22 protein-coding genes and 3 pseudogenes are annotated in these 20,878 nt (G+C 32.5%); 22 read left to right on the top strand and 3 right to left on the bottom strand.

Annotated features, from left to right (window positions below):
• Nucleotides 1–405 precede the first annotated feature (405 nt).
• The 21 genes and pseudogenes from ACM26V_RS03645 to ACM26V_RS03745 all read left to right on the top strand — a co-directional run bounded on the left by ACM26V_RS03645 (nt 406) and on the right by ACM26V_RS03745 (nt 16,538).
• Nucleotides 406–621 (top strand): hypothetical protein, encoded by a 216-nt coding sequence (locus tag ACM26V_RS03645; RefSeq protein WP_416150100.1) that lies wholly within the window; start codon nt 406–408, stop codon nt 619–621.
• 164 nt (nt 622–785) lie between these two features.
• Nucleotides 786–1,214 (top strand): NUDIX hydrolase, encoded by a 429-nt coding sequence (locus ACM26V_RS03650; protein ID WP_416150101.1) that lies wholly within the window; start codon nt 786–788, stop codon nt 1,212–1,214.
• Nucleotides 1,215–1,391: 177 nt separating this feature from the next.
• Entirely contained in the window at nt 1,392–1,985 is a 594-nt protein-coding gene (locus ACM26V_RS03655; RefSeq protein WP_416151780.1) for a histidine phosphatase family protein, read from the top strand.
• A 272-nt stretch (nt 1,986–2,257) separates the two neighbouring features.
• Nucleotides 2,258–2,815 carry a shikimate kinase gene (locus ACM26V_RS03660; protein ID WP_416150102.1) on the top strand — a complete coding sequence of 186 codons (558 nt, stop codon included), beginning with the start codon at nt 2,258–2,260 and terminating at the stop codon, nt 2,813–2,815.
• A 389-nt stretch (nt 2,816–3,204) separates the two neighbouring features.
• A complete protein-coding gene (locus ACM26V_RS03665) occupies nt 3,205–3,429 on the top strand; it encodes a hypothetical protein (protein ID WP_416150103.1) in 225 nt (74 codons plus the stop codon).
• A gap of 334 nt (nt 3,430–3,763) precedes the next feature.
• Nucleotides 3,764–4,075, top strand: coding sequence for a hypothetical protein (locus tag ACM26V_RS03670; protein ID WP_416150104.1), 312 nt, complete (start codon nt 3,764–3,766; stop codon nt 4,073–4,075).
• A gap of 175 nt (nt 4,076–4,250) precedes the next feature.
• Complete coding sequence (locus tag ACM26V_RS03675) at nt 4,251–5,228, top strand: phosphotransferase (protein WP_416150105.1); 978 nt, start codon at nt 4,251–4,253, stop codon at nt 5,226–5,228.
• Nucleotides 5,229–5,569: 341 nt separating this feature from the next.
• Nucleotides 5,570–6,106 (top strand): annotated as a pseudogene (locus ACM26V_RS03680) (GNAT family N-acetyltransferase).
• A gap of 30 nt (nt 6,107–6,136) precedes the next feature.
• On the top strand, nt 6,137–6,262 hold the full coding sequence (locus tag ACM26V_RS03685) for a hypothetical protein (protein ID WP_416150106.1): 126 nt from the start codon (nt 6,137–6,139) through the stop codon (nt 6,260–6,262).
• Nucleotides 6,255–6,986: a nucleotidyltransferase domain-containing protein gene (locus ACM26V_RS03690; RefSeq protein WP_416150107.1), complete on the top strand. Its 732-nt coding sequence runs from the start codon at nt 6,255–6,257 to the stop codon at nt 6,984–6,986. The genes ACM26V_RS03685 and ACM26V_RS03690 overlap by 8 nt, the downstream gene beginning before the upstream one ends.
• A 225-nt stretch (nt 6,987–7,211) precedes the next feature.
• A complete protein-coding gene (locus ACM26V_RS03695; protein ID WP_416150108.1) occupies nt 7,212–7,577 on the top strand; it encodes a hypothetical protein in 366 nt (121 codons plus the stop codon).
• A gap of 146 nt (nt 7,578–7,723) precedes the next feature.
• Nucleotides 7,724–8,605: an aminoglycoside 6-adenylyltransferase gene (locus ACM26V_RS03700; protein WP_416150109.1), complete on the top strand. Its 882-nt coding sequence runs from the start codon at nt 7,724–7,726 to the stop codon at nt 8,603–8,605.
• A 125-nt stretch (nt 8,606–8,730) separates the two neighbouring features.
• A complete protein-coding gene (locus tag ACM26V_RS03705; RefSeq protein WP_416150110.1) occupies nt 8,731–9,192 on the top strand; it encodes a GNAT family N-acetyltransferase in 462 nt (153 codons plus the stop codon).
• Nucleotides 9,193–9,515: 323 nt separating this feature from the next.
• A pseudogene (locus ACM26V_RS03710) lies at nt 9,516–9,946 on the top strand (NUDIX hydrolase).
• Nucleotides 9,947–9,996: 50 nt separating this feature from the next.
• Nucleotides 9,997–10,476 carry a GNAT family N-acetyltransferase gene (locus ACM26V_RS03715; RefSeq protein WP_416150111.1) on the top strand — a complete coding sequence of 160 codons (480 nt, stop codon included), beginning with the start codon at nt 9,997–9,999 and terminating at the stop codon, nt 10,474–10,476.
• A 198-nt stretch (nt 10,477–10,674) separates the two neighbouring features.
• The gene (locus ACM26V_RS03720; protein WP_416150112.1) at nt 10,675–11,148 is read left to right on the top strand and encodes a GNAT family N-acetyltransferase; all 474 of its coding nucleotides are present in this window, start codon (nt 10,675–10,677) and stop codon (nt 11,146–11,148) included.
• A 418-nt stretch (nt 11,149–11,566) separates the two neighbouring features.
• Nucleotides 11,567–12,211 (top strand): annotated as a pseudogene (locus ACM26V_RS03725) (HAD family hydrolase).
• Between the two features lie 148 nt (nt 12,212–12,359).
• Nucleotides 12,360–12,665: a hypothetical protein gene (locus ACM26V_RS03730; RefSeq protein ID WP_416150113.1), complete on the top strand. Its 306-nt coding sequence runs from the start codon at nt 12,360–12,362 to the stop codon at nt 12,663–12,665.
• A 133-nt stretch (nt 12,666–12,798) separates the two neighbouring features.
• On the top strand, nt 12,799–13,476 hold the full coding sequence (locus ACM26V_RS03735) for a hypothetical protein (RefSeq protein WP_416150114.1): 678 nt from the start codon (nt 12,799–12,801) through the stop codon (nt 13,474–13,476).
• A 356-nt stretch (nt 13,477–13,832) separates the two neighbouring features.
• Nucleotides 13,833–14,441, top strand: a complete 609-nt coding sequence (locus tag ACM26V_RS03740) for a transglutaminase-like domain-containing protein (protein ID WP_416150115.1) — start codon at nt 13,833–13,835, stop codon at nt 14,439–14,441.
• A gap of 816 nt (nt 14,442–15,257) precedes the next feature.
• Complete coding sequence (locus ACM26V_RS03745) at nt 15,258–16,538, top strand: hypothetical protein (RefSeq protein WP_416150116.1); 1,281 nt, start codon at nt 15,258–15,260, stop codon at nt 16,536–16,538.
• A gap of 140 nt (nt 16,539–16,678) precedes the next feature.
• Here the strand turns inward: ACM26V_RS03745 and ACM26V_RS03750 are convergent, their stop codons facing one another.
• The 3 genes from ACM26V_RS03750 to aroE all read right to left on the bottom strand — a co-directional run bounded on the left by ACM26V_RS03750 (nt 16,679) and on the right by aroE (nt 18,990).
• The gene (locus tag ACM26V_RS03750) at nt 16,679–17,113 is read right to left on the bottom strand and encodes a VOC family protein (protein WP_416151781.1); all 435 of its coding nucleotides are present in this window, start codon (nt 17,111–17,113) and stop codon (nt 16,679–16,681) included.
• A 410-nt stretch (nt 17,114–17,523) separates the two neighbouring features.
• Nucleotides 17,524–17,979, bottom strand: a complete 456-nt coding sequence (locus ACM26V_RS03755; protein ID WP_416150117.1) for a GNAT family N-acetyltransferase — start codon at nt 17,977–17,979, stop codon at nt 17,524–17,526.
• A gap of 147 nt (nt 17,980–18,126) precedes the next feature.
• On the bottom strand, nt 18,127–18,990 hold the full coding sequence (aroE, locus tag ACM26V_RS03760) for a shikimate dehydrogenase (protein WP_416150118.1): 864 nt from the start codon (nt 18,988–18,990) through the stop codon (nt 18,127–18,129).
• Between the two features lie 153 nt (nt 18,991–19,143).
• Here aroE and ACM26V_RS03765 point away from each other — a divergent pair, with 153 nt between their 5' ends.
• Nucleotides 19,144–20,871 carry a sensor histidine kinase gene (locus ACM26V_RS03765; protein ID WP_416150119.1) on the top strand — a complete coding sequence of 576 codons (1,728 nt, stop codon included), beginning with the start codon at nt 19,144–19,146 and terminating at the stop codon, nt 20,869–20,871.
• Nucleotides 20,872–20,878 lie beyond the last annotated feature (7 nt).

Below are 20,878 nucleotides of genomic sequence, written 5' to 3' on the forward strand. Positions count from 1 at the left end.
TACAAATAAAGAAGAATTTTAGCAAAGGAGGGAGACCTGTCGTAATGGCAACTCCTTTTGATTATTGCGCTAACTGGAGTTTAGTGCAATGTAACCTTATATTTATTCATTCCCCCATAAATAGTTTCTAAATGGATTTCTAGTTACATATTAACCGCCACAAATGTTCCAGATAGTGTTGATGCCTATCTAAACGGGGATTACTAGGTACAGTAATACTACACGTATTCATCTAGGACAATACTATGTTGCACTTAGACAATCAGGTATTAACTTACCAAAACAGTGGGTTCAGGATTAGAATATGTAATTCTAAATAATGAAAGTTTGTGAAAGTATTTACTTATATTTACGGAGAGCGATAGCACAAGAAGCTGTCGCTGCTCTATTCTAGTAAAGGGGATCATGGATAATTTGATATTTATCATAATCGTCTTAGCTTTATTTTACGCTATTTACGCGGCCCGAAAATTTGCTAATTCACAAGAAAAAAAGATGGATAGTGCCCAAAATGAATATGAAGCTACGATTAAAGAAAGTCGTGAAAACCTACAAACTCAAAAAGAAATATTATATGAACTAAAAGAAATTCGTAAAAGTCTCGATTCAAAAAATGAATAATATCTTTACAGAAGTTAGCTTCTCATTTATTTCTAAACTTTATAGCCAATAGAGTGACTTTGAAAAAAATGTACTAACGATAATAGAGTAGCGTTAGTGAAAAAACCGTAGCGTCTGTTATGGCGCTAATGGGGAGAATACTTGTGGAAAGGAGTTGAGAATAGATGAAGAAAGGACAAATACGAGCAATTGCTATTTGTATATTTAAGAAAAACGAATCAATACTAGTCTGCGAGGGATTTGACGAGTTTAATCAGGAGTATTATTATCGACCAATTGGTGGAGGGATAGAATACGGAGAGACAAGTTCTAATGCGTTAAAGAGAGAAGTTCTTGAAGAAATTGGTGCAAACATTACAAACGTAAAATTATTAGGTGCAATTGAAAATATATTTACATATAACGGGGACCTTGGACATGAAATAGTCTTTGTATATGACGCAGAATTTGTTGACAAGTCCTTTTATGAGAAACCGTTTTTTTTGGGGTGCGAAGATAATGGGGTGCCCTTTAAATTGTTTTGGAAGCCAATTAGTGATTTTAGAAATGAAAAAATATTGTTAGTTCCAGAAGAATTATCAAATTTGCTCTGAAATGGTTGAAAACTTCTTCTTGTGCGTTAGTGGAAGAGTCGTAATGTCTGTTATGGCAATGTTTCTGAAGTTTTTTCAATAAGAGGTGTATTCCATAATTTCGGCTAACATAGGATGATTTTATAACAATAGAATCATATATATTAGTATGGAATAAAGTTAAAGGAGAGGATAAAAATTACTACTATTTGTTTAGTTAGACACGGGGAAACAGATTGGAATTCACTGGGAAGACTTCAAGGGAGGACAGATATACCATTAAATAGTAAGGGTATTTTACAAGCAGAAGAATGTGGTTGTTATTTAAAGCATTATGGCTGGGATGTTATGATAACAAGCCCATTAAAAAGAGCAAAGGAGACAGCAGAAATTATAAATAAAGATAAAAATATTCCTCTTGTAGAGATGGATGAGTTTTTAGAAAGATATTATGGTGATGCTGAAGGAATGACATTAGAAGAAAGACTGACAGCATTTCCAAATAGAAATTACCCTAATCAGGAAGATAGAGATTCCATAAATAAACGAATAATGAACGGAATTCAGAAAATAAACAAGGTATATAGCGGTAAGGAAATTTTACTTGTGGCTCACGGAGCTGTGATAAATTCAGTTTTAGCCAAGTTTTCCAATGGTGAAATAGGCTCAGGAAAGACAAAGTTAATAAATGCATGTATTAGTAATATTGAGTTTGTAAAAGAAGAATGGATTATAAAGAATTATAATCAAGTTAATCATCTTTCTCAATATAGTGAGAAAGGTAAAATATAATTTTGTTGAAACCGCCTCAAAATAAAGCTCTTGAAAATCTAAAGAAGTACATATTTTAATTAACCCTGCAATTATTTTTAAGAAAAAGCAAATCTGTTAGAGTTGTACATTTTACAAAGATACGGAAGACTCAAGAGAAACCTGGATGGAACCTGAAATAAGAAAAAAGATCTAGTGAGGATTTCAGCTATCACTGTATTTATTATGGCGCTAACAAGGAGTTTAGTTGAACATATTGTGGAGACATTTTTTAATAATTGGAGTGGAAAATTATGAGAATTGTTTTATTATATGGACCCCAAGCTGTTGGAAAAATGACAGTGGGACAAGAGTTAACAAAGGTTACTGATTTAAAACTATTTCATAACCATGTGACAATTGATTTGCTTGAACCGTTTTTCGGATTTGAACCTGAAATGTGGAGATTATCAGACCTCTTTCGAGAAGAGATATTTCATTCATTTTCCAGAAGTGATAATTATGGAATGATCTTTACATTTGTTTGGGCGTTTGACCAAAAAGATGATTGGGATTTTGTTGAAAAGTTGTGTAGCACATTTAGTTCTCAAGGAGCAGAAATATATTTCGTTGAATTAGAAGCTAGTTTAGAAGAGAGGCTAAAACGCAATAAAACACCTAATAGGCTTGAACAAAAGCCGACTAAAAGAAATATAAAACAATCCGAACAAAATTTATTGAGCACTATGGATAGACATAGATTAAATTCTGACGATGGAGAAATTGAACAGGAAAATTATTTAAGAATAAACAATACAGAATTAAGTCCTGAAGAAGTTGCGAGATTGATTAAAAGTCGATTTGAATTATAGTACTTATTTGTTCTACTGCGAGTAATTGAGCGAGCGTTAACTTAACAAAGAAGAAAACCTTGTTGTTGATGAAGTGAGGTCATTTGTAGTACAAAGAAGGATTTGTTAGCAGATATTTTTACTGCTTTTCTATTCTTTTTTACGACTTATAATGTCTGACATTTTATACTTCAACGTAATTTTAATAGTATTTGTTTGAGTGTTAATAAATTCAAGATGAAAATCTTATTTTTGCGTAATAATTGGTAAAATATGTTAGGTGTAGATGGAATGTACAAGGAATATGTGAAAAAGAGTACTTAAGCTAAAGGGGAGAATCCTTAGGTAAGGAGATACTTATTTTGGTAATATTTCTAACAGAATTTAAACGGTTTTTTTGGGGGAAATTTATGATAAAAAAAGTTACGGTATATGATGATATTATTGCTGTGGTAATAACTGTTATTTTTAGTAGATATATAGGGAGAGATCTTTTAGGTTTGCATATTGATATGAATAACATCATTTTATCAAGTTTTTTAGCAGTAATATTTATATTTGCTTTTTTCCATCTATCAAGAGTATCAATATCGCTTTTATTGGGATTTGTAATGAAAAGGTTAAAAAAGCAGTAATTAAAATCTTTGTAAATCAATGTACTTAAGCTCTCTGGATCTGAATAAAGAAAGAAAATACAAAATTGCTAAAGAGAATTGAAGAATTATTGGGGGTAGAAAGAAATATAGATATATCTATTCGAAATAACGATTACGATTTTTTGTTGCCTTTATTTAGGCAGGTTCATGAATTCTACGTTTCTGTGAGTCCAGACTTGTACAAAGAGAATTCTACTCCATTGAAGAATGCATTAGTTTAAAGATCAATGAGAAGCAAAATAATTTTCTTGCAACCTATGTTTGTAGTCTTGCTCAATCGTATGTTGCATTATTAAATGATGAATCACCAGCAATGACATTTGCTATCTATGTTAAGGATACAATGATTGGTTTTATCATGATGTATCATGATACAGCGGAGGAAAATGAATATGGTAATAAAGCATGTTATGGTGTTTTAAGGTTTATGATAGACAAGAAATACCAGGGTAATGGTATGGTAAGAAAGCAATTGCAAAAGCACTTGGTTATATTAAGACTTTTCCTCAAGGTGAATCAAAAGCCGTTTATATTGCCTATGAGTCTAAAAATAAAGTTGCGAAACAACTATATGCATCATTTGGATTTAAAGAAACAGGCGAAGTTAATGATTCAAATGAGGTAATAGTTAAATTGGATTTGTAACGGAATATCTTTTGTCTGTATAAATTAAGTGAAAGTTCCGAGTTGAATTCTGTACTTCGGAAGGTATATGGCCAAAATAGTCGGAATATTAAGTTTTTCTCTAACGGAGTTGAACAAGCTGTAATTAAATAATTTAAATTTGAAGGAGTGATGAAATGAAGGGTATTTGCCGTATAGATATTGTATATTTACAGGAGTATTTATCCAAAATTTTTGGTACTGAATACATAATTAAAAGAGTCTCAAAAGTACACGGTGGTGCTCAAAAAACAGTTTATAAGATAGACTGTACCAATAAATTTTCTTGTATTTTGTATTTATGGGATATAATTGATAATTATTTTAAAGAGGAAAAGGTAAGAGAACACGAAAATGAGCGTTCTTTTGGTAGTGATTTATTTCAAATAAATAATGAGTATTTTTTTAATCAAGGAATTACATCACCAATTCTTTATGACCTGAATGACAAAAGAGAAGCCTATCCATTCGATTTTGCACTCGTTGAGTTCGTTGAAGGAGAAAAATTAGAATCATATCTTGATAATTCTTTACCTGATAGTGTTCAAGAAGAATTGTTAATTCAAGTGGGATCGTTGATTCAAAAAATGCATTCAGTAAAGGGGAATACATATGGTAATTTGCTCAGTAAAGATTCGGGCAAAAACCCTTGTCATCAAATTCAACTAATGAATGCGAAAGAACATTTAATATATACCTCCCTATATCTTGAACAATTTGAAAATAATTTCACTAAATTAAATGAGGTTTTACAAAAACTTGAATTATTAATAGTGCCTAGAAATGAGTATGGATTTATTCATTGGGAACTAGGACCAGACCATATCTTAGTTAATGATGAGATGGAACCATTTCTTATTAATATTGAAGGAGCTAAATTCTATGACCTTGAATATGAACATAGTTTTTTAAAAATTAGGTTTGGAGAACAATATCAATATTTGAAAGACAAAAGCCTTGATCCAAACAGAATGCTTTTCTATCGCTTTTATCACCACATCTCGCTAACTGCTGGTGGCTTGAAATTGTTAAATCGAGGATTCCCAAATCAAAGCTTTGCAAAACTATTAATAGATTACCACTCTAAGAGTGTATTACGATTTTTGGAGTACTAACCATTTTAGTTGTATGTACTTATAGAATGGGAGTAGCAGATTATATATTTAATCGATACCATAATGACTTTCGATTACTTAATGAAAAGTTATTTGATTAAGTTGGATTCACACAACTAGTAAGGGAAGAATTAAAGAAAAAAAGATCAAACATTGTTAAAGAATGTACTTAAAGAAACGGGACAGCTTAGTGGAAAATTTATACTGTCTGTTATGGCGCTAACGGGGAGAATCCTTGATGGAATAACATTCTATATTGAATTAACGAGCAGTATAATTTAAGAAAAGAGTGACCGGAAATGATTACAAATAATAAATATAGAAATGAGGAGAACTCTATTATTATAAAATTAAGTTTTTTTGAACGTTCAGACTTTCAACAACTTATAAGTTGGATTAAAACTTCAGATTTTTTACTCGAATGGGGAGGTCCGAACTTTAGTTTCCCATTAACTGAACAACAGTTGGAGGATTATCTTAAAGGTGCGAACACTGATAATTCTAGGATTATGATTTACAGTGTAATAGATAATGAAACTGGGGATCTAGTTGGACATATATCATTAGGAAATATAGATAGAAAAAACAAGTCAGCAAGAATAGGAAAAGTGTTAGTTGGTGATAAAATTGAAAGAGGCAAAGGAATGGGTGAGCGATTTATGAAAGAAATCCTCAAAGTTGCATTTGATGAATTTAAATTACATTGAGTTAGTCTCGGTGTTTTTGATTTTAACGCTCCAGCAATCTCTTGTTATGAAAAGACAGGATTTATTAAAGAAGGGCTACATAGAGACTCAAGAAAGATTGGTGACGAATACTGGAGTTTATGGGAAATGAGCATTTTAGAAAACGAATGGAAGGAAATAAATATGGGATAGGCTTCTTGAAAAAGAAAGGAGATAGTTTATATGTTTAATATAAATCAGAAATGTTCTCTTAGTGAAAAAGATATTAAAGACAATGATGGAGTAATTGTAAAGATGAGAAACCCATCAGGAAGAGAGGATTTAATAAGGAGTACTGAAAATGAATAATAGACGAGAGCCAATAGAAACAGGTCATCAAATTATTGATAAATATTTTCCGAATTGTCAGGGAGCAATTTTAGCTGGAAGTGTTGTTCGTGGGGAAGCGACGGAAACATCTGATTTAGATATTGTAATTTTTGATGATAGTTTAAACTCTTCTTATCGTGAATCGCTCTTTGAATTTGGATGGTATATTGAACTATTTGCACACAATTTATCGTCGTATCGCTTCTTTTTTGAAGATGATTGTAAAGAAGCCAGACCTTGTATGCCGAGAATGGTAAGCGAAGGAGAAATTTTAAAAGATAAAGGTGTATTGCCAGAAATAATAAAAGAAGCAAAAGAATTATTAGAACAAGGACCCGAAGAGTGGTCAAAACAAACCATTGATATCAAACGATATTTTATTACGGATGCATTAGATGACTTAATAGGTTGTAAAGATAGAGGCGAAGGAATTTTTATTGCAAATAAACTTGGTGAATTAGTGAGTGAATTCATACTTCGAAGTAATCGTAAATGGATTGGTTCTTCCAAATGGGTTGTTCGTTCATTGGTTCATCATGACAAGGAGCTTGCAAAAGAGTTTGTAGAAGCATTTGATATGTATTATAAAAAAGATGATATTGTTAAAATTGTTAGTCTTGTTGATAAAACACTTTTACCTTTTGGTGGACGGTTATTTGAAGGTTTTTCATTAGGTAAAAATATAGCTTATTGTAACAAGTGAATCCTTCAATAAAGTGGCTTTCAAAATTAAAGATGAAAGGGGAACTAATCTCAATTAAAATAAGTTTGGTGCTAACCATATTCTGCAAGCGGCAAGGTTTCACTCTTTTTAGACCGCCAATTTTTAAAAGAGCACTTTGTATATTCGGCGCTTCTACCTTTATTCAGAAAATGCATAATGAAATTGACACGCTTTAAAAAATATTAAAGAAGCAGGAGAAGTTTTATGTACTTTAGATACCACGTAAATTATATTAGCCCTAGAACAAATATGACTGTGGGGGTATTTGTTGCAGTTTGGCATTTAGTTGATGGGAAAAGAATGTTAGATGAAGAGATAGAAACCTATTGGGAGCATCGTAAATATTTTGAAGAGGCATTACCTGTCCCTTCTTTCTATTCTGATGAAAATTCAATTGAGGCAGTGACATGGTTTAAAGACAATAATAAAACAAGAACCCTGATTAATAAAATGAAATTTTATTTTGATATGTTGAGAAAATATGATGTTGATTTAGTGAAAAGCAACAGTGATAATCCAGGAAAAATAATTTATGAAGATGATTATCAAATTGGAGTAATTAAAGAATAAATATATACGTTTTAATGATTTTTCTTCTTCAACAAACGGAACAGCGTTAGTTGCACAAGACTTTTTACTGTTGTGGTGCTAACGGGGAAGATAGTTCAACATAAATAGAATTATTAATTGAAGAATGGTAATTAAGAGGGGATAAAATGAGAAAAGAAGAAACAATGTTAGCTCAGTTACTTGAGTGGGCAAAAAAGAACGAAGAAATCCGAACAATCATTTTAACAGGTTCTCGAGCAAATCCTTATGCTTTTAAAGATGTGTTTACTGATTATGACATTGAACTATTCGTAAAGGATTTACAGCCTTTTTTAAACAGTGATACATGGATGGAACGTTTCGGTGAAGTAGTTACTTTTGACCCTTTGAAAGCATCTGAAAATGATGGATGGATCACTCGTCTTGTTCTTTATGAAGACGGTACCAAAATAGATTTTCAGATATCTACCAATGAGTCAGTGAAGAAACTTACTAATAAACCTGATATACCTCTAGAATATGAGAATGGTTATATGGTTCTCCTTGATAAAGATAATTTCACTAAAGATATAAAACCTCCTTCCTATTCAGCATTTGTAACTAAAGAACCTACTGAGGAAGAATATCGTGCAGTAGTGAATGAGTTTTGGTGGGATACAAGTTATGTTGCAAAAAGTCTTTGGCGAGATGAATTATATTCCGCTAAATATATGTTTGATAATATCATTCGTTTTAATTACTTACAAAAAGTAATTGAATGGTATATAGGAATCCAGAATGATTGGAAAGTAAATACCAATAAATGCGGAAGATGGTTTAAAAGGTATATCGATAAAGAAACTTGGGAGGAACTTGAGACTACATTTGTTGGAGCTGATTTAGAGGAAAATTGGAACGCTCTATTCAGAGCTGCTGACCTTTTTAATAGGTTATGTAGAGAAATTGGCGAAGAATTAGGATATGAGTATCCTATAGAAGTTGAAAATAAGATAAGGTCATATCTTTTAAAAGCAAGAAACTTAGATAGTAATGCTACTACATTTGAATAAATATATCACTCTACTATTTAGTTGTATCAAGAATTTTGATTTTTTGTGAAAAGATATACTTAAAAAACTATCGCGTTAGCACAATAAGTTCTCGGTGCTGTTGTTTAACAAAAGGGAGGTTTCTAATGGAGACAGAAATAAGGTTTAGACTCGCTACTAAAAAAGATTTAGATAGTATTGTTGCGATGCTTGCAGATGATGTTTTTGGAAGTAGACGTGAACAATATGAGCAACCACTTCCTAATAGTTACATAAAAGCATTTGAGGCTATTACATCTGACATTAATAACGAGTTAGTAGTCGCTTGTGACGGCAATGAAGTAATTGGGGTACAACAAATTACTTTTACCCCTTATTTAACACATCAAGGTGGGTGGAGAGCTACTATCGAAGGAGTAAGAACATCAGCTTCAGTAAGAGGAAAGGGTGTAGGTACTAAACTAATAAAATGGGCAATTCAACGTGCAGAAGAACGTGGTTGTCATTTAGTACAATTGACAACTGATAAAAAAAGACCAGATGCGTTAAGGTTTTATGAACGGTTAGGTTTTAAAGCAACGCATGAAGGTTTGAAGCTAAAACTTTAATGATTTTTTCTTGAACTAACGGAAGAGAAATAGTTTAAGAATCCTTTGGTGCTGTGCTGTAGAGTTATGCAGCTCATCTGATAAATAACAATGCGACATTATACGTCATTTATAATCTATTAGGGCATGTAAAAAGCGAAACAATGAGGATTGATTTATGGATAACTTAGTTGAATGAGGAGGAAAGAGCTTTAACGCAAACACTTTTAAAGTTGGATGTTTTTCCCTTTAATCAAACAATTATTTGGGATTTAATGTTAAACTTAGAGAGGAATTGTTAAAGTAGATTTAAATATAATTTGTTGAACAGAGGAGAGTTTTTATTGGGGAAAAGTGAATCAAATATTTACACACCGCCCAAACACATAGTTTCAGCTGCGACTATTGTACTCAATGAAGAAAATGAGATCCTTTTAATCAAGGCACCTATGAGAGGCTGGGAAATGCCAGGTGGTCAAGTTGAAGAAGGTGAATCTTTAAAAGATGCTGCAATAAGGGAAACTAAAGAGGAGTCTGGTATTGATATTGCAGATTTAAGATTCTGTGGAATATTCCAGAATGTAAAAAAGTCAATTTGTAATACGCTGTTCCTAGCTAAGCCAGTTGGAGGGAAGTTAACGACTTCACCAGAAGTGTGGAAGTTGGATTCTATTCTATTGAGCAAGCTTTTAAAATGGTAACTGTGGGGAATTTTAGACAAAGAATTGAATACTGTCTGGATAAAAATACTCATCCCTTTTATAAAGAATTCTAATATTTGTTCAAGGGGCGAGTAAAGATGTTTAAGCGAGGGAAGTATTAGTTATGATAGAATTTAGAAAAATTACTTGGGACAATTTTGAAGAATGTATTAGTTTAAAGCTCAATGAGAAGCAAAATAATTTTCTGGCAACCAATGTTTATAGTCTTGCTCAATCGTATGTTGCATTATTAAATGATGAATCGCCAGCAATGACATTTGCTATCTATGATAAGGATACAATGATTGGTTTTATCATGATGTATCATGATACAGCTGGTGAAAATGAATATGGTAATGAAGCATGTTATGGAATTTTAAGGTTTATGATAGACAAAAAATACCAGGGTAAAGGGTACGGTAAAAATGCAATGGCAAAAGCACTTGAATATATTAAGACTTTTCCTCAAGGCGAAGCAAAAGCCGTTTATATTGCCTATGAGTCTAAAAATAAAGTTGCGAAGCAACTATATGCATCATTTGGTTTTAAAGAAACAGGCGAAGTTAACGATGCAGATGAGGTAATCGTAAAATTGGATTTCTAAAGAAATATCTTTTGTCTGTATAATTTAAGTGAAAGTCCTGAGTTGAAATTTGTACTTCGGAAGGAATAAGGTCAAAAAAGTCCGAATATTAAGTTTTTTATTAACGGAGTGACGACAGTCGAAGGAGCTGTATCGTCTGATTTGGTGCAATTGGTGAAAATAGCACCAAAAGTATTACATAAACAGGAGGGGTGAGTGATGAATATTCATATTCAAATTGCAACCATTGAGGATTACTTTGCTGTAAATTCGATAGTTAAAGAAGGACAAGAGGAACATTCGGAAGAGTTACCTTATATTTTTAATAAAGTTGACCAAGTCATGTCAGAAAATTATTTCTGTGAACTGTTAGAGAGTCTAGTAAGTGATATTCTAATTGCAAAAATTAATGAAGAAGTCGTGGGGTTTGCAGTTATGGAACTAAGTGAGTCACCCCCGTTTGATTCAATGACACCCAGGAAATTTGCTTATATGAATGATTTCGGAATAAAAAGTAGTTATCAAAGAAAAGGCATAGGAAAATTGTTATTTGAAGATTGTTTGAAGTGGTCCAAAAGTAAAGATGCTTCATCATTAGATTTAAACGTCTGGGAGTTTAATAGAAAAGCAATTTCTTTCTATAAGAGTTTTGGAATGGAAACCATTAGTAGAAAAATGACTTTACGATTTTAATCAAACAACTCCTAAGTTAGTGTTATTTAGTGTTAATGTTCCTACAAACGGATGGTTATTGGAAGGTAGTAGATGTTTATAACCGATTGCACAGCAAGTTCGGTACTTTTTCTTGGTCTTAGAATCACCTCGTTTAAAATAAAAAACCCATCCATCGATTATACATAAATCGATTTCTCCTCAAAGAACAAAACAGTCCTAGTTAGAAATATAATTAGTCACTCCAATTCAAATATCACAAAATATTTGGTAAAAATATGTTAAAATTAAACAAAAGGCAATAGGAATTTTTGGAAAAAGTATATTTAATCTAACAGGAGAATAGTTTTAGTTGGATTTTTCATTATCAAGTCGATTATTGGTTATTGTAACCGATTTTAGCTGAGAAGAGAGAGGTTGAGTTAAGTTGAGAATTGGTGTGAATCGTTTCAAAGCAGTATTATTTGATTTGGATGGAACGTTAATTAACAGTGAATGGTTAGGCTCGGAATCTTATAATTATGGCATTCAGAAAATATTAAACAGGGAAATAGATGATGCTAAAAGACAATATCTATTAGGAAAACCATTCAAAGCCTTAAGTGATTTATTTCCTTATTTATCATCCATTGAAATAGAAAAAATCATAGAAGAGACATTAGATTATTATCGAAAATATAACCATATGATTAAAGAATATGATGGGATTAAAGGAATGCTTCAAATTCTTAAAGAAAAGGGATTTAAATAAGGTCTTGTTACAGCTAAACTAAAACAAAATGCGACTATGGAGTTACAAAATACTGGTTTATATCCTTATTTTGAAGTGGTTATGGGAAAGGAAGATTGTCAGGCTTTTAAACCTAGTCCTGATCCTTTATTACAATTAGCTGAAAAACTTAATGTTAAGCCGATAGATTGTTTATATATCGGTGACCAACCGACAGACATTCAGGCAACTCACTCTGCAAATATGATAAGTGTTGCTGCACTTTGGGGAGAAGGGAAAATTGAAAGGTTATCCCCTCTGAATCCATCCTTTTTATTTAATAGCCCAAATCAATTAACTCAATTGTTATTATAAATATAAGACCGTTCCTTAGGCAAGAAGCAATAGTTTGAAGCCTTTTGTACTGTTGCAGCACTAAAGAGGAGAATCATCATTTAATATGACTTATCCTTCATTATACTAGGTCAACAAATGTTGACAGAAATTCTTAAAGTTGCATTCGATGAACTTCGCTTACATAGAGTTTAGTAGCATTCGTTTATTTATAGCGAACCAAGAAAAAGATGCACTTATGGATAATACGATTTTACACTTAGAGGATAGAGGCTATGATAGAGACTCTGTAATAGAAGAAATGTCCATAGTAAATATAGGTGGAGATGACAGAATTTATGCTGTAGTAGTGACTTTTAATGATGAATCTGATGTAGATTACTTTTACACTTATGAAAAGGGTACTAATCAAATCATACAAATTGACGTTGGAAATAGAGGCTCAAACGAATCATTAAAACATCAAGAAAGTTAGTAAGTGATGGTTCAACAACGGTGAGGGATAGCACAAGAAATTGTCGCTATTCTTATTCCAGTAAAGGAGCAGATTACTAAAGAAGGAACTATAAGAATTCAATAAAAAAATATACTTATTGTGGGTGAGAACATTGATAAAAAAATATTATAAGCAAATATCTTATGGTTTATCGATTGTTATCTTATTATTTTTTCTTAATATTCAATATCAGGAAAAGAAAATGTATGAAGAACATATTTCTCAAAAACTAAATAGTGATATTCATAGGATTACAATAAGTCTTGTTAATAATTACAACACATATGGTGAAATTTTAGATTCTGGTAAAGTAACAAAGCGACAGGCAAGCCTACTTCGAGATTATAATAGAGATATAGTAAGGATAACTGACGAATATGAGAGGATAGCTGTAAATTTCAACCATCTTAACAACGCTAATTTTAATAATGAAACTCTAAATAATGCACAAAAAATCTCTTCGTTTTGGGGCTCTATTACAAATTGGGAAGATTATTTTGATGAGTTAGATGAGACGCTGATAGTTCTTGATTCCGAATTAACTGAGATTATTGAATATTTATGGGAATTACATGTTAATTGGCTAAAAGCTGCTGAGAAAAATATATCGGGGGTTTCTAATACCAATAATCATGCAAAACTAGACGGACTTGTATTTAATAGTTATTATGGCAAGGACAGTATTTCAAAAAGTTTTTGGATAGATTTAATAGTTGATTTGGACGATAAAACAACTATATTTTTAAATGATTATGAAATTGCTAATATTGAGGAAATCTTAAATAACTAACATTACCTTGTTCTACTAAAGGGTAATCGTTTCTGCAATAAGTGGTTACACTTTTTTACATTTTCATCCCAAATAAAAGGGGACTAGTGTTAACATTAAAATAGATTACTAAAGCTCTGGGGCTTTATTGGATAAATAAATTTCGCAGTTGACTATTTGAGTGCTTAACTTGATTTTATTGAACTGAGGGACGCCTAACTTCATAGAACATGGCATTCCTTTATGTTGGATTGATATGCATCACGACTTCTTTGCTACATGGGAGATACCATTAATAATCATAGGTTTGTATTAGCATAAATCACAAATAATTGAATATAAATACAACGGTTGATTTAAGGGGGCGATGGAATATAATGAAAATAGTTTGTGAGTCTGAAAAATTAGAAGATTATTTACTTGAATTAGATGAAGTTAATTACTCTAATCCAATGATTAAAGAAAAAAATGAGGAACTTTTTAACCAAACTCAAACAGAAATTGAAAAAACAAAAATTGCTTTTGAGTTTGTTCGTGATGAAATATCACATTCTTGGGATATTCAGGGTAATCAGGTTACTTGTGATGCATCAGATGTATTAAAGTTTAAAGAAGGAATTTGCTATGCAAAATCAAATCTACTAGCAGCACTACTACGATCGCAAGGAATACCAACAGGTTTCTGTTATCAGAGATTGATGTTGTTTGACACCCCAGAAAAAGGATATTCGCTCCATACTTTGAATGCAGTTTATTTAGAATCTCTTAAAAAATGGATTCGATTAGATTCTCGTGGAAACAAAACTGGTGTTGATGCCCAATTTTCAATAGAAGAAGAAAGATTAGCCTTTTCAGTTAATGAGAAATTTGATGAAAAGGACTATCCTGTTATTTATGTAAAGCCAAATCCAACAACCATAAAGCCTTTAAAAAAGTACAGTGATGTAGTAGAAATGTATAAAAATCATTTACCTGAAAGTATTTAGTAATCTCATTAAGGTGCAAGCATTAGTGGAACTGGGCGTTGTTGATGTCCTAGCTCCTATTCATTAATGGATTGGCAGTTTTAGTAAATAAGAAGCCATCAATTATTTTAAAAGTTTAGAAAGGGATATTCATGTTAGATACTACTGTATTATACCGTACTAAAATAAGGGGCAGGTTAATTTGAAACTTAAGATTCAGGATGTACTAATTGGCGTTCTTGTGGGAATCGTAGCAGTAATAATTTTTGCTATAACTAAACCTTCTAATTTCTATATTGAAGCAATCCTTATTTTTTTGGTTGGTTTTTTGGGAGCAATAATAGGGAACTATTATAGAAATAGTAAAAAGTAAATGTCGGAATTACGAATAAAACCACAAGTGGATTAGTTAACTAATAACAATAATCTGTATTGTGCTCGGGGACCATCTCTTAAAGAAAAGGTATGTACTGCTGTATTGAAATAAATAGACAGAAAATTAAAAATATTTTTTAACCTGTGTACTATAAGAATATAGGATGGTACATGAATGATTAGACTAATAGATATTAGTGAAGAGAATTGGTTGGAGGTAAAATTTGAAGCAAAGATAGATTAATTAAGTCTTGAAATAACTAGTAATTGTTGAACATAAATGAGTGCAATATTTGAACAAACTCTTGCTCTTGTTGCGTCTTTAAAATAAAACTCTATAAAAATACCATTAAGCAAACGCGAAACAGATTCCTGAAGATCAGTAGGAAGATGATGTTTTGTTCTTTTGAATCGAGGGAACAGATTTTTGAAACTGATCATTTATGCTGGAGGGTTTTTATTTTGAAGAAAAGGAATATGAATTCAGGGATTGTTTGTGTAACTTTAGTGGTTGCAGCTTGCAATAATGCTGAAGAAACAGAACCTGCTAATGAAATGTCGTCAAATGGTGAAGAGAATATAGAACAAACTGAATCTATCAATAATGAAGATGAAGGAAATGATAACGAAAGTGGAGAAGAAATGTCGGATGAATACACGGAAGAAGAAGTTACAGGAGATTTCTTGATCTATAGTGACCGAACGGAACCATCTGATTTGATGTTCTATTTCACACGAACAACCGATGAGATGACACGCGAGGAGCTTTTTGAACAATCATTAATTGAAAGTGATCCATCTCAGGATCAGCTGTTGTCTACTATGACCAATTTTGAGGTGGACGGAACAGTCGTGAACTTGTATTTTGATGAGAACGATAATTTGAGTATGGCTAGCACGGAGTCTGACCAATTTTGGGAAGTGCTTCATGAAATTGGCTTTCGGTTTGGAATAGATGAAATTAACCTCTTTAATCAAGATGGAGAGAGAGGACTTACTTTTGCTGAAAATATTTGGGAGGAGCCGATTGAGATTGAACAAGAGCCAACTCGAGGATACTATGTTATGTCTGAAGATAACTCTGAACGAGGCGAGTACACGTATATCAGTGGTGCTGTAGCGGAAGAAGAAATCTATACAGAAGATGACGACTTACTTGATTTTGGCAAGACGATTGAAGAGATGGCATCAGTTGAGAACGACGATGGCTCTTATTATTCTGGTATTTACGAAGGTTTGGAAATTGAAGAGGCAACAATTAATGGGAATCAAGCAACTGTAAGATACCACATCAATGAGGATGTAGAGGCACCTGAACAAGAGCGTGAAGATTTTGAGCAAGTCATTCAGTTAGCTGCACTTGACTTTCAAGTTGAGGAACTCGAGATTGTAAATGAAACAGACAGAGTTATTTCCGTTTATCCATTGTTGAAAGGGATTTCCGACAGTGATTCCGCTGCTAATGATGACAGCAATTCCGAAGATACATCAGATATGAATGGACAAGAAGAAAATATGGAATTGACGGAAGATGATGTTCCAGGCATCGTGTTTGATTATGTTAATGAGCATGAAGACTTTGAGAGTGACGATCTAAGAGTTGGTGTTGATAGGGAAGATGACGAAGGGAATTTTATAGCTCAAGTATTTGTATTTTCAGGAGAAGAAGGCGAGGCGCAGATGACAAATACTCTCGCTTGGTATCTAGTTGATAAAGAAACTGGTGAAGTAGAGGAAAGGTGATCTAATCAATGTTAGATTATGACTTATCAATTCAACTTTAAAACAGCCCAAATATTAATTCAATATTACAAGAAGACCAATTAGGTACCCTAATTGGTCTTTTTTATAATATTGGCTTTTTCAATGGAAAATACTGATTGTTATTTTTTCTTTTTATCCTCCCAAAGCTGAATGCGCTCTTCATGACTAACCACTTTCTTTACTTGATGGAGCATCCATATATATCCAAACGGATCCGTGAATATGGCATTCATTACTCCGTAGTCTGGAATATTAGTCACTGGTTGCACCTCTGTACAACCTAATTCCAGCGCTTTTGCATAAGTCTCCTCAATGTCTGGGACAGTTACATTAATCCAACTAGTTTTTGGGTCATCAATACTAGGTGCGATCAAATGAAATTCTGGGTTTTCATCTAAAAAGTGGAAGTGAACGTCGTATAAGGAGAAAACAACCTCATTTTCGCCAAGCGGAAGGCTTGAAACCTCAACACGTTTGATATCAAATATATTTTCGTATAATTCCAATGCTCTTAAGCTATCTTTCACAACCATATCAATCTCTACTCCAACCATCATGAACACACTCCTTAGTTAATTAATATTTTCCCCAGTGTATTAATTTAAGTATACCAACTTCTTTAAGAATTACACAGTAGATATAATTTTTATTGTGTTATTTGACCTTATCTAGAGTATCTTCATGCTATTAAAAGCGAAACGTTACATGATAAAATAGAGTTAAAGAAATTCGAAGATGACTGATATCAAATGGGAAGAAATCCGGCGAGCGTTTCCAAAGCAGTGGGTGTTAATCGAGGCTGTACAAGCTTTTAATAATCGAGTAGGTGTGAGGTGGTAATGAAAAAGTTAATAATTAAGAAGTTAGCGACGATTGAAAAGAAAACAAAATACTTTGAGATAAAACTTTAAGCGACTTTCTCCTAATGAAATCGTTCAGATTCCCTTGACTTAAGGATTGTTTTTTAAACTGTTTCTTTTTCATACAGCTTGATATATTCTCCACTTACCCCATAAACTATTCCGCTATTTTTCCATCCATATTTTTCATAGTATCCATCAAGATCTGTAGATAAATAAAGTTTATCATATCCTTTTTTCTTTGCTTCTCTCAGACTGTGCTGAAGTAACTTTGAGCCTATTTTTCTTCCTCTATATTTATCTTTCACGAATAAGCAGGCGAGCCAAGGACATAAATCTTGGCGGCTATTTAGATCATTTCTTAATAATGCATAGGTTCCAATAATTTCTCCCTCTTCTATCGCCACATAAAACTTTGGGATTTCTGATGGAACACTACAAGAATGAATCATACAATCCTCATAAAATTGATAATTGTTCTCGTTTCCCCATTCTTTCCAAAATACTTGAATTGCTTCTTCAAATAGGCTATTCCTGTCCTTTAGTTCAACAATTTGCATTGAATTTCTCCTCAATTCAGTTAATTTCAATAAAGAATTATTTTGTAATCACATTTAAAGGTACTTTAGTTATTTTTGTTGAAATAAAATGTATAGAATAATAAATCTGTATTTTTTGATTTAAACGGGAGAATTTTTCTTAAATAGCTACACTTTAAACACCTTTGTTAATGCTTCGTGCATAACGGACCTTGGGGCTTCATGACCAGTCCACATTTCAAAAGCGATTACACCTTGATTTACAAGCATACCAAGTCCATCTAGGGTATGACATCCTCGTTTTTTTGCTTTTATAAGAAATTTGGTGTTGGGAGGATTTGGTATAACATCACAAACAACAGTGCTACTCTTTAAACTTTCATAATTTATTTGAGGGTATTCGTAAATATTTGGATATAAACCAATCGAAGTTGCTTGAACGAGTATAGTGGTATCCGATGGAATTGCATAATTTGGATGCCAATGTGAAAAGACAGCTTGAGTTTTAGTATATTTGTTTAATCGATCCACTAATTCTTCACCGCGTGTAACGGTCCGATTAACTACAGTGATTTGCTTGGCACCGGCAAGGGCGAGTTCTGTCGTAATGGCTCTAGCTGCTCCCCCTGCTCCAAGAACGACTATATTCTGGTTTTTTGGACTAACTTTGCCATTATCAATTAATGATTTTAAAAAACCTTTTCCATCGGTATTTTCTCCAATTAGTTTACCATTTTTATGTCTGATGGTATTTACGGCTCCTATCACTTCTGCATCTGGTGAAATTCGATCTAAATATTTCATCGCAGCAACCTTGTGAGGAATTGTTAAATTAACTCCTTTAAAATTCAAGGCTCTTATTGCATCAATTGCATTCTTAAGATTTTGTTCAGATACTTCAAGTGTTAAATAACGCCAGTTGATATCTAAACTTTTGAAAGCGAATTCAAACATGACGCCTGTGGGATTATCTGAGATAGGAGTACCATAGACACCAACTATTTCTGCTTTAAAGTCCAATTCTTTAGACATAAATATGACCTCTTTTCCAATATTGTTTTAATAGTTAGAATATTAAGTCACTTCCTTTATGGTATTTTACCACAAGAACCCGTGCTGCGTTGAATTTAATTTCTTAACATCAGGTGAGGTGGACAATGGCAAAAAATAAAAGGGGGGATGATTTTGCAGAGGTGGATTTCAAAATATATAAAGTCACTTACTTTGAAGAAACGTATTGTATTTCTTTTTACAGTAGTAGTTTTTATTCCATTTTTAGTAACAACGATTGTTTCTTACAATGCGATATACTCCATTTTAGAAAATAAGCTTGAAGAAAATGTTCAAAGTAATTTGAAGCAAGTTGAACTGACTTTAGACCATCTACTTGATAATTTAAATCAAACGTCCCAGCAATTTGTTTATCCTGGCAATTTAGCAATCAAGTTAGAAGAATATTTGACGACCGATGATGTGACACGTACGATTACACTTGAAAATGAGATTAAGAATGAGTTGGTGTACAGTTCGCATTCAAATTCAGTTGCAGGTTTAACGACGTATATTGCCGAAGATGGAACAATCTTATTTCGTAATTTACCTATTAAAGATTCTTCACCGCTCGAGAACTTACCGGTACTTGATGAATATAGAAATGTAACTTACTATGGTCCGCATTTAAGTAATAATAATCTGCAAACACATTATGTGTTGTCGTTATTAAGGGAAGTTAATTTACCTAACGAGGAACAATCGGTTTACATTTACATCGAAACAAATTTCAATTTTATACAAAGAATTTTAGAGGTTGATCAAATTTCCAAAAATTCTTTTTATTTGTTATTAGATGATAAAGATAGAGTTACTTTTAGTGAGCTTAATTCACTTTTCCCAGTTAATTATCATTTTGATATTACTGATCAAGGTGAGGAGTCTGGACTTATAAACGGATACTATTGGTTTATGAAGACAAATAAAGAAGGATGGAGTATAGTCTCGCTTATTGCTCAGAATGATTATAATGAAGAGAAAAATAAATGGATTGTTCAAATGCTGGTGTTAGCCGTTATTTTTGGTCTTCTGAGTATCATCATTAGTTGGTTAATTTGGGTGATGGTATACAAGCCAATTCGTAATTTTGAAGCTGAAATCAAAGCTATTACAACAAACAATTTTCAATATGTTTCGCTTCCGAGTAATATACCTGAATATGATGATCTGTTGGAGAAGTTCCATTTAATGAAAACTGAAATTTCCGACTTGATTCAGGAAATAGAAATCAAAGAAAAAAAGCGTGCAGATCTCGAAATAGAAAAATTAATGCATCAAATTAATCCTCACTTTCTTATGAATACATTAGATACAGTTCGGTGGCTAGCGGTACTCAATAATCAGGACGAGATTAATCGAGTTGTTTCTTCATTAAATAAATTGCTTTACTATAATTTGAAAAGGCAAGGGAAAGCATCTACGATCGCTGAAGAGTTAGAATCACTTAATGAATATTGTAAGTTGCAGGAGATAAGGTATCAGTTTACTTACAATGTTGAAATTAATGTGGATCCTGAGCTCTTGGAAACCACTGTGCCGAGGTTCATTCTCCAACCTATTGTGGAAAATGCGATATATCATGGTTTAGATGATGATGGGAGAATTGATGTCGAAGTTAATCAAAAAAATAATCATATCAGTATCAGTATTCATGATAATGGAATTGGTTTTTCTGAAAGTGAGAAGAAAGAAATATTAGAGTGTGGACGTGGAAAAAACAGGAACGGAGTAGGTATTGGAATGAATTATGTGAAAAGGATGTTGGAGTCTCATTATAAAGACCAAGCTCATATGAAAATTATCAGTGGGAAACAAGGAGGAACGACTATTATTATCAGTATTCCACTTAATAGAAATTATTAAATAGAGA

Origin of the sequence: Salipaludibacillus sp. HK11 (assembly GCF_047795645.1) — a bacterium.
GTDB lineage: Bacteria > Bacillota > Bacilli > Bacillales > Salisediminibacteriaceae > Salipaludibacillus.

Excerpts from the sequence above, each read along its gene's own strand:
- ACM26V_RS03645 (WP_416150100.1), top strand. The coding sequence starts at position 406 with ATGGATAATTTGATATTTATCATAATCGTCTTAGCTTTATTTTACGCT.
- ACM26V_RS03650 (WP_416150101.1), top strand. The coding sequence starts at position 786 with ATGAAGAAAGGACAAATACGAGCAATTGCTATTTGTATATTTAAGAAA.
- ACM26V_RS03660 (WP_416150102.1), top strand. The coding sequence starts at position 2,258 with ATGAGAATTGTTTTATTATATGGACCCCAAGCTGTTGGAAAAATGACA.
- ACM26V_RS03665 (WP_416150103.1), top strand. The coding sequence starts at position 3,205 with ATGATAAAAAAAGTTACGGTATATGATGATATTATTGCTGTGGTAATA.
- ACM26V_RS03670 (WP_416150104.1), top strand. The coding sequence starts at position 3,764 with ATGACATTTGCTATCTATGTTAAGGATACAATGATTGGTTTTATCATG.
- ACM26V_RS03675 (WP_416150105.1), top strand. The coding sequence starts at position 4,251 with ATGAAGGGTATTTGCCGTATAGATATTGTATATTTACAGGAGTATTTA.
- ACM26V_RS03685 (WP_416150106.1), top strand. The coding sequence starts at position 6,137 with ATGTTTAATATAAATCAGAAATGTTCTCTTAGTGAAAAAGATATTAAA.
- ACM26V_RS03690 (WP_416150107.1), top strand. The coding sequence starts at position 6,255 with ATGAATAATAGACGAGAGCCAATAGAAACAGGTCATCAAATTATTGAT.
- ACM26V_RS03695 (WP_416150108.1), top strand. The coding sequence starts at position 7,212 with ATGTACTTTAGATACCACGTAAATTATATTAGCCCTAGAACAAATATG.
- ACM26V_RS03700 (WP_416150109.1), top strand. The coding sequence starts at position 7,724 with ATGAGAAAAGAAGAAACAATGTTAGCTCAGTTACTTGAGTGGGCAAAA.
- ACM26V_RS03705 (WP_416150110.1), top strand. The coding sequence starts at position 8,731 with ATGGAGACAGAAATAAGGTTTAGACTCGCTACTAAAAAAGATTTAGAT.
- ACM26V_RS03715 (WP_416150111.1), top strand. The coding sequence starts at position 9,997 with ATGATAGAATTTAGAAAAATTACTTGGGACAATTTTGAAGAATGTATT.
- ACM26V_RS03720 (WP_416150112.1), top strand. The coding sequence starts at position 10,675 with ATGAATATTCATATTCAAATTGCAACCATTGAGGATTACTTTGCTGTA.
- ACM26V_RS03730 (WP_416150113.1), top strand. The coding sequence starts at position 12,360 with ATGAACTTCGCTTACATAGAGTTTAGTAGCATTCGTTTATTTATAGCG.
- ACM26V_RS03740 (WP_416150115.1), top strand. The coding sequence starts at position 13,833 with ATGAAAATAGTTTGTGAGTCTGAAAAATTAGAAGATTATTTACTTGAA.
- ACM26V_RS03750 (WP_416151781.1), bottom strand. The coding sequence starts at position 17,113 with ATGGTTGGAGTAGAGATTGATATGGTTGTGAAAGATAGCTTAAGAGCA.
- ACM26V_RS03755 (WP_416150117.1), bottom strand. The coding sequence starts at position 17,979 with ATGCAAATTGTTGAACTAAAGGACAGGAATAGCCTATTTGAAGAAGCA.
- aroE (WP_416150118.1), bottom strand. The coding sequence starts at position 18,990 with ATGTCTAAAGAATTGGACTTTAAAGCAGAAATAGTTGGTGTCTATGGT.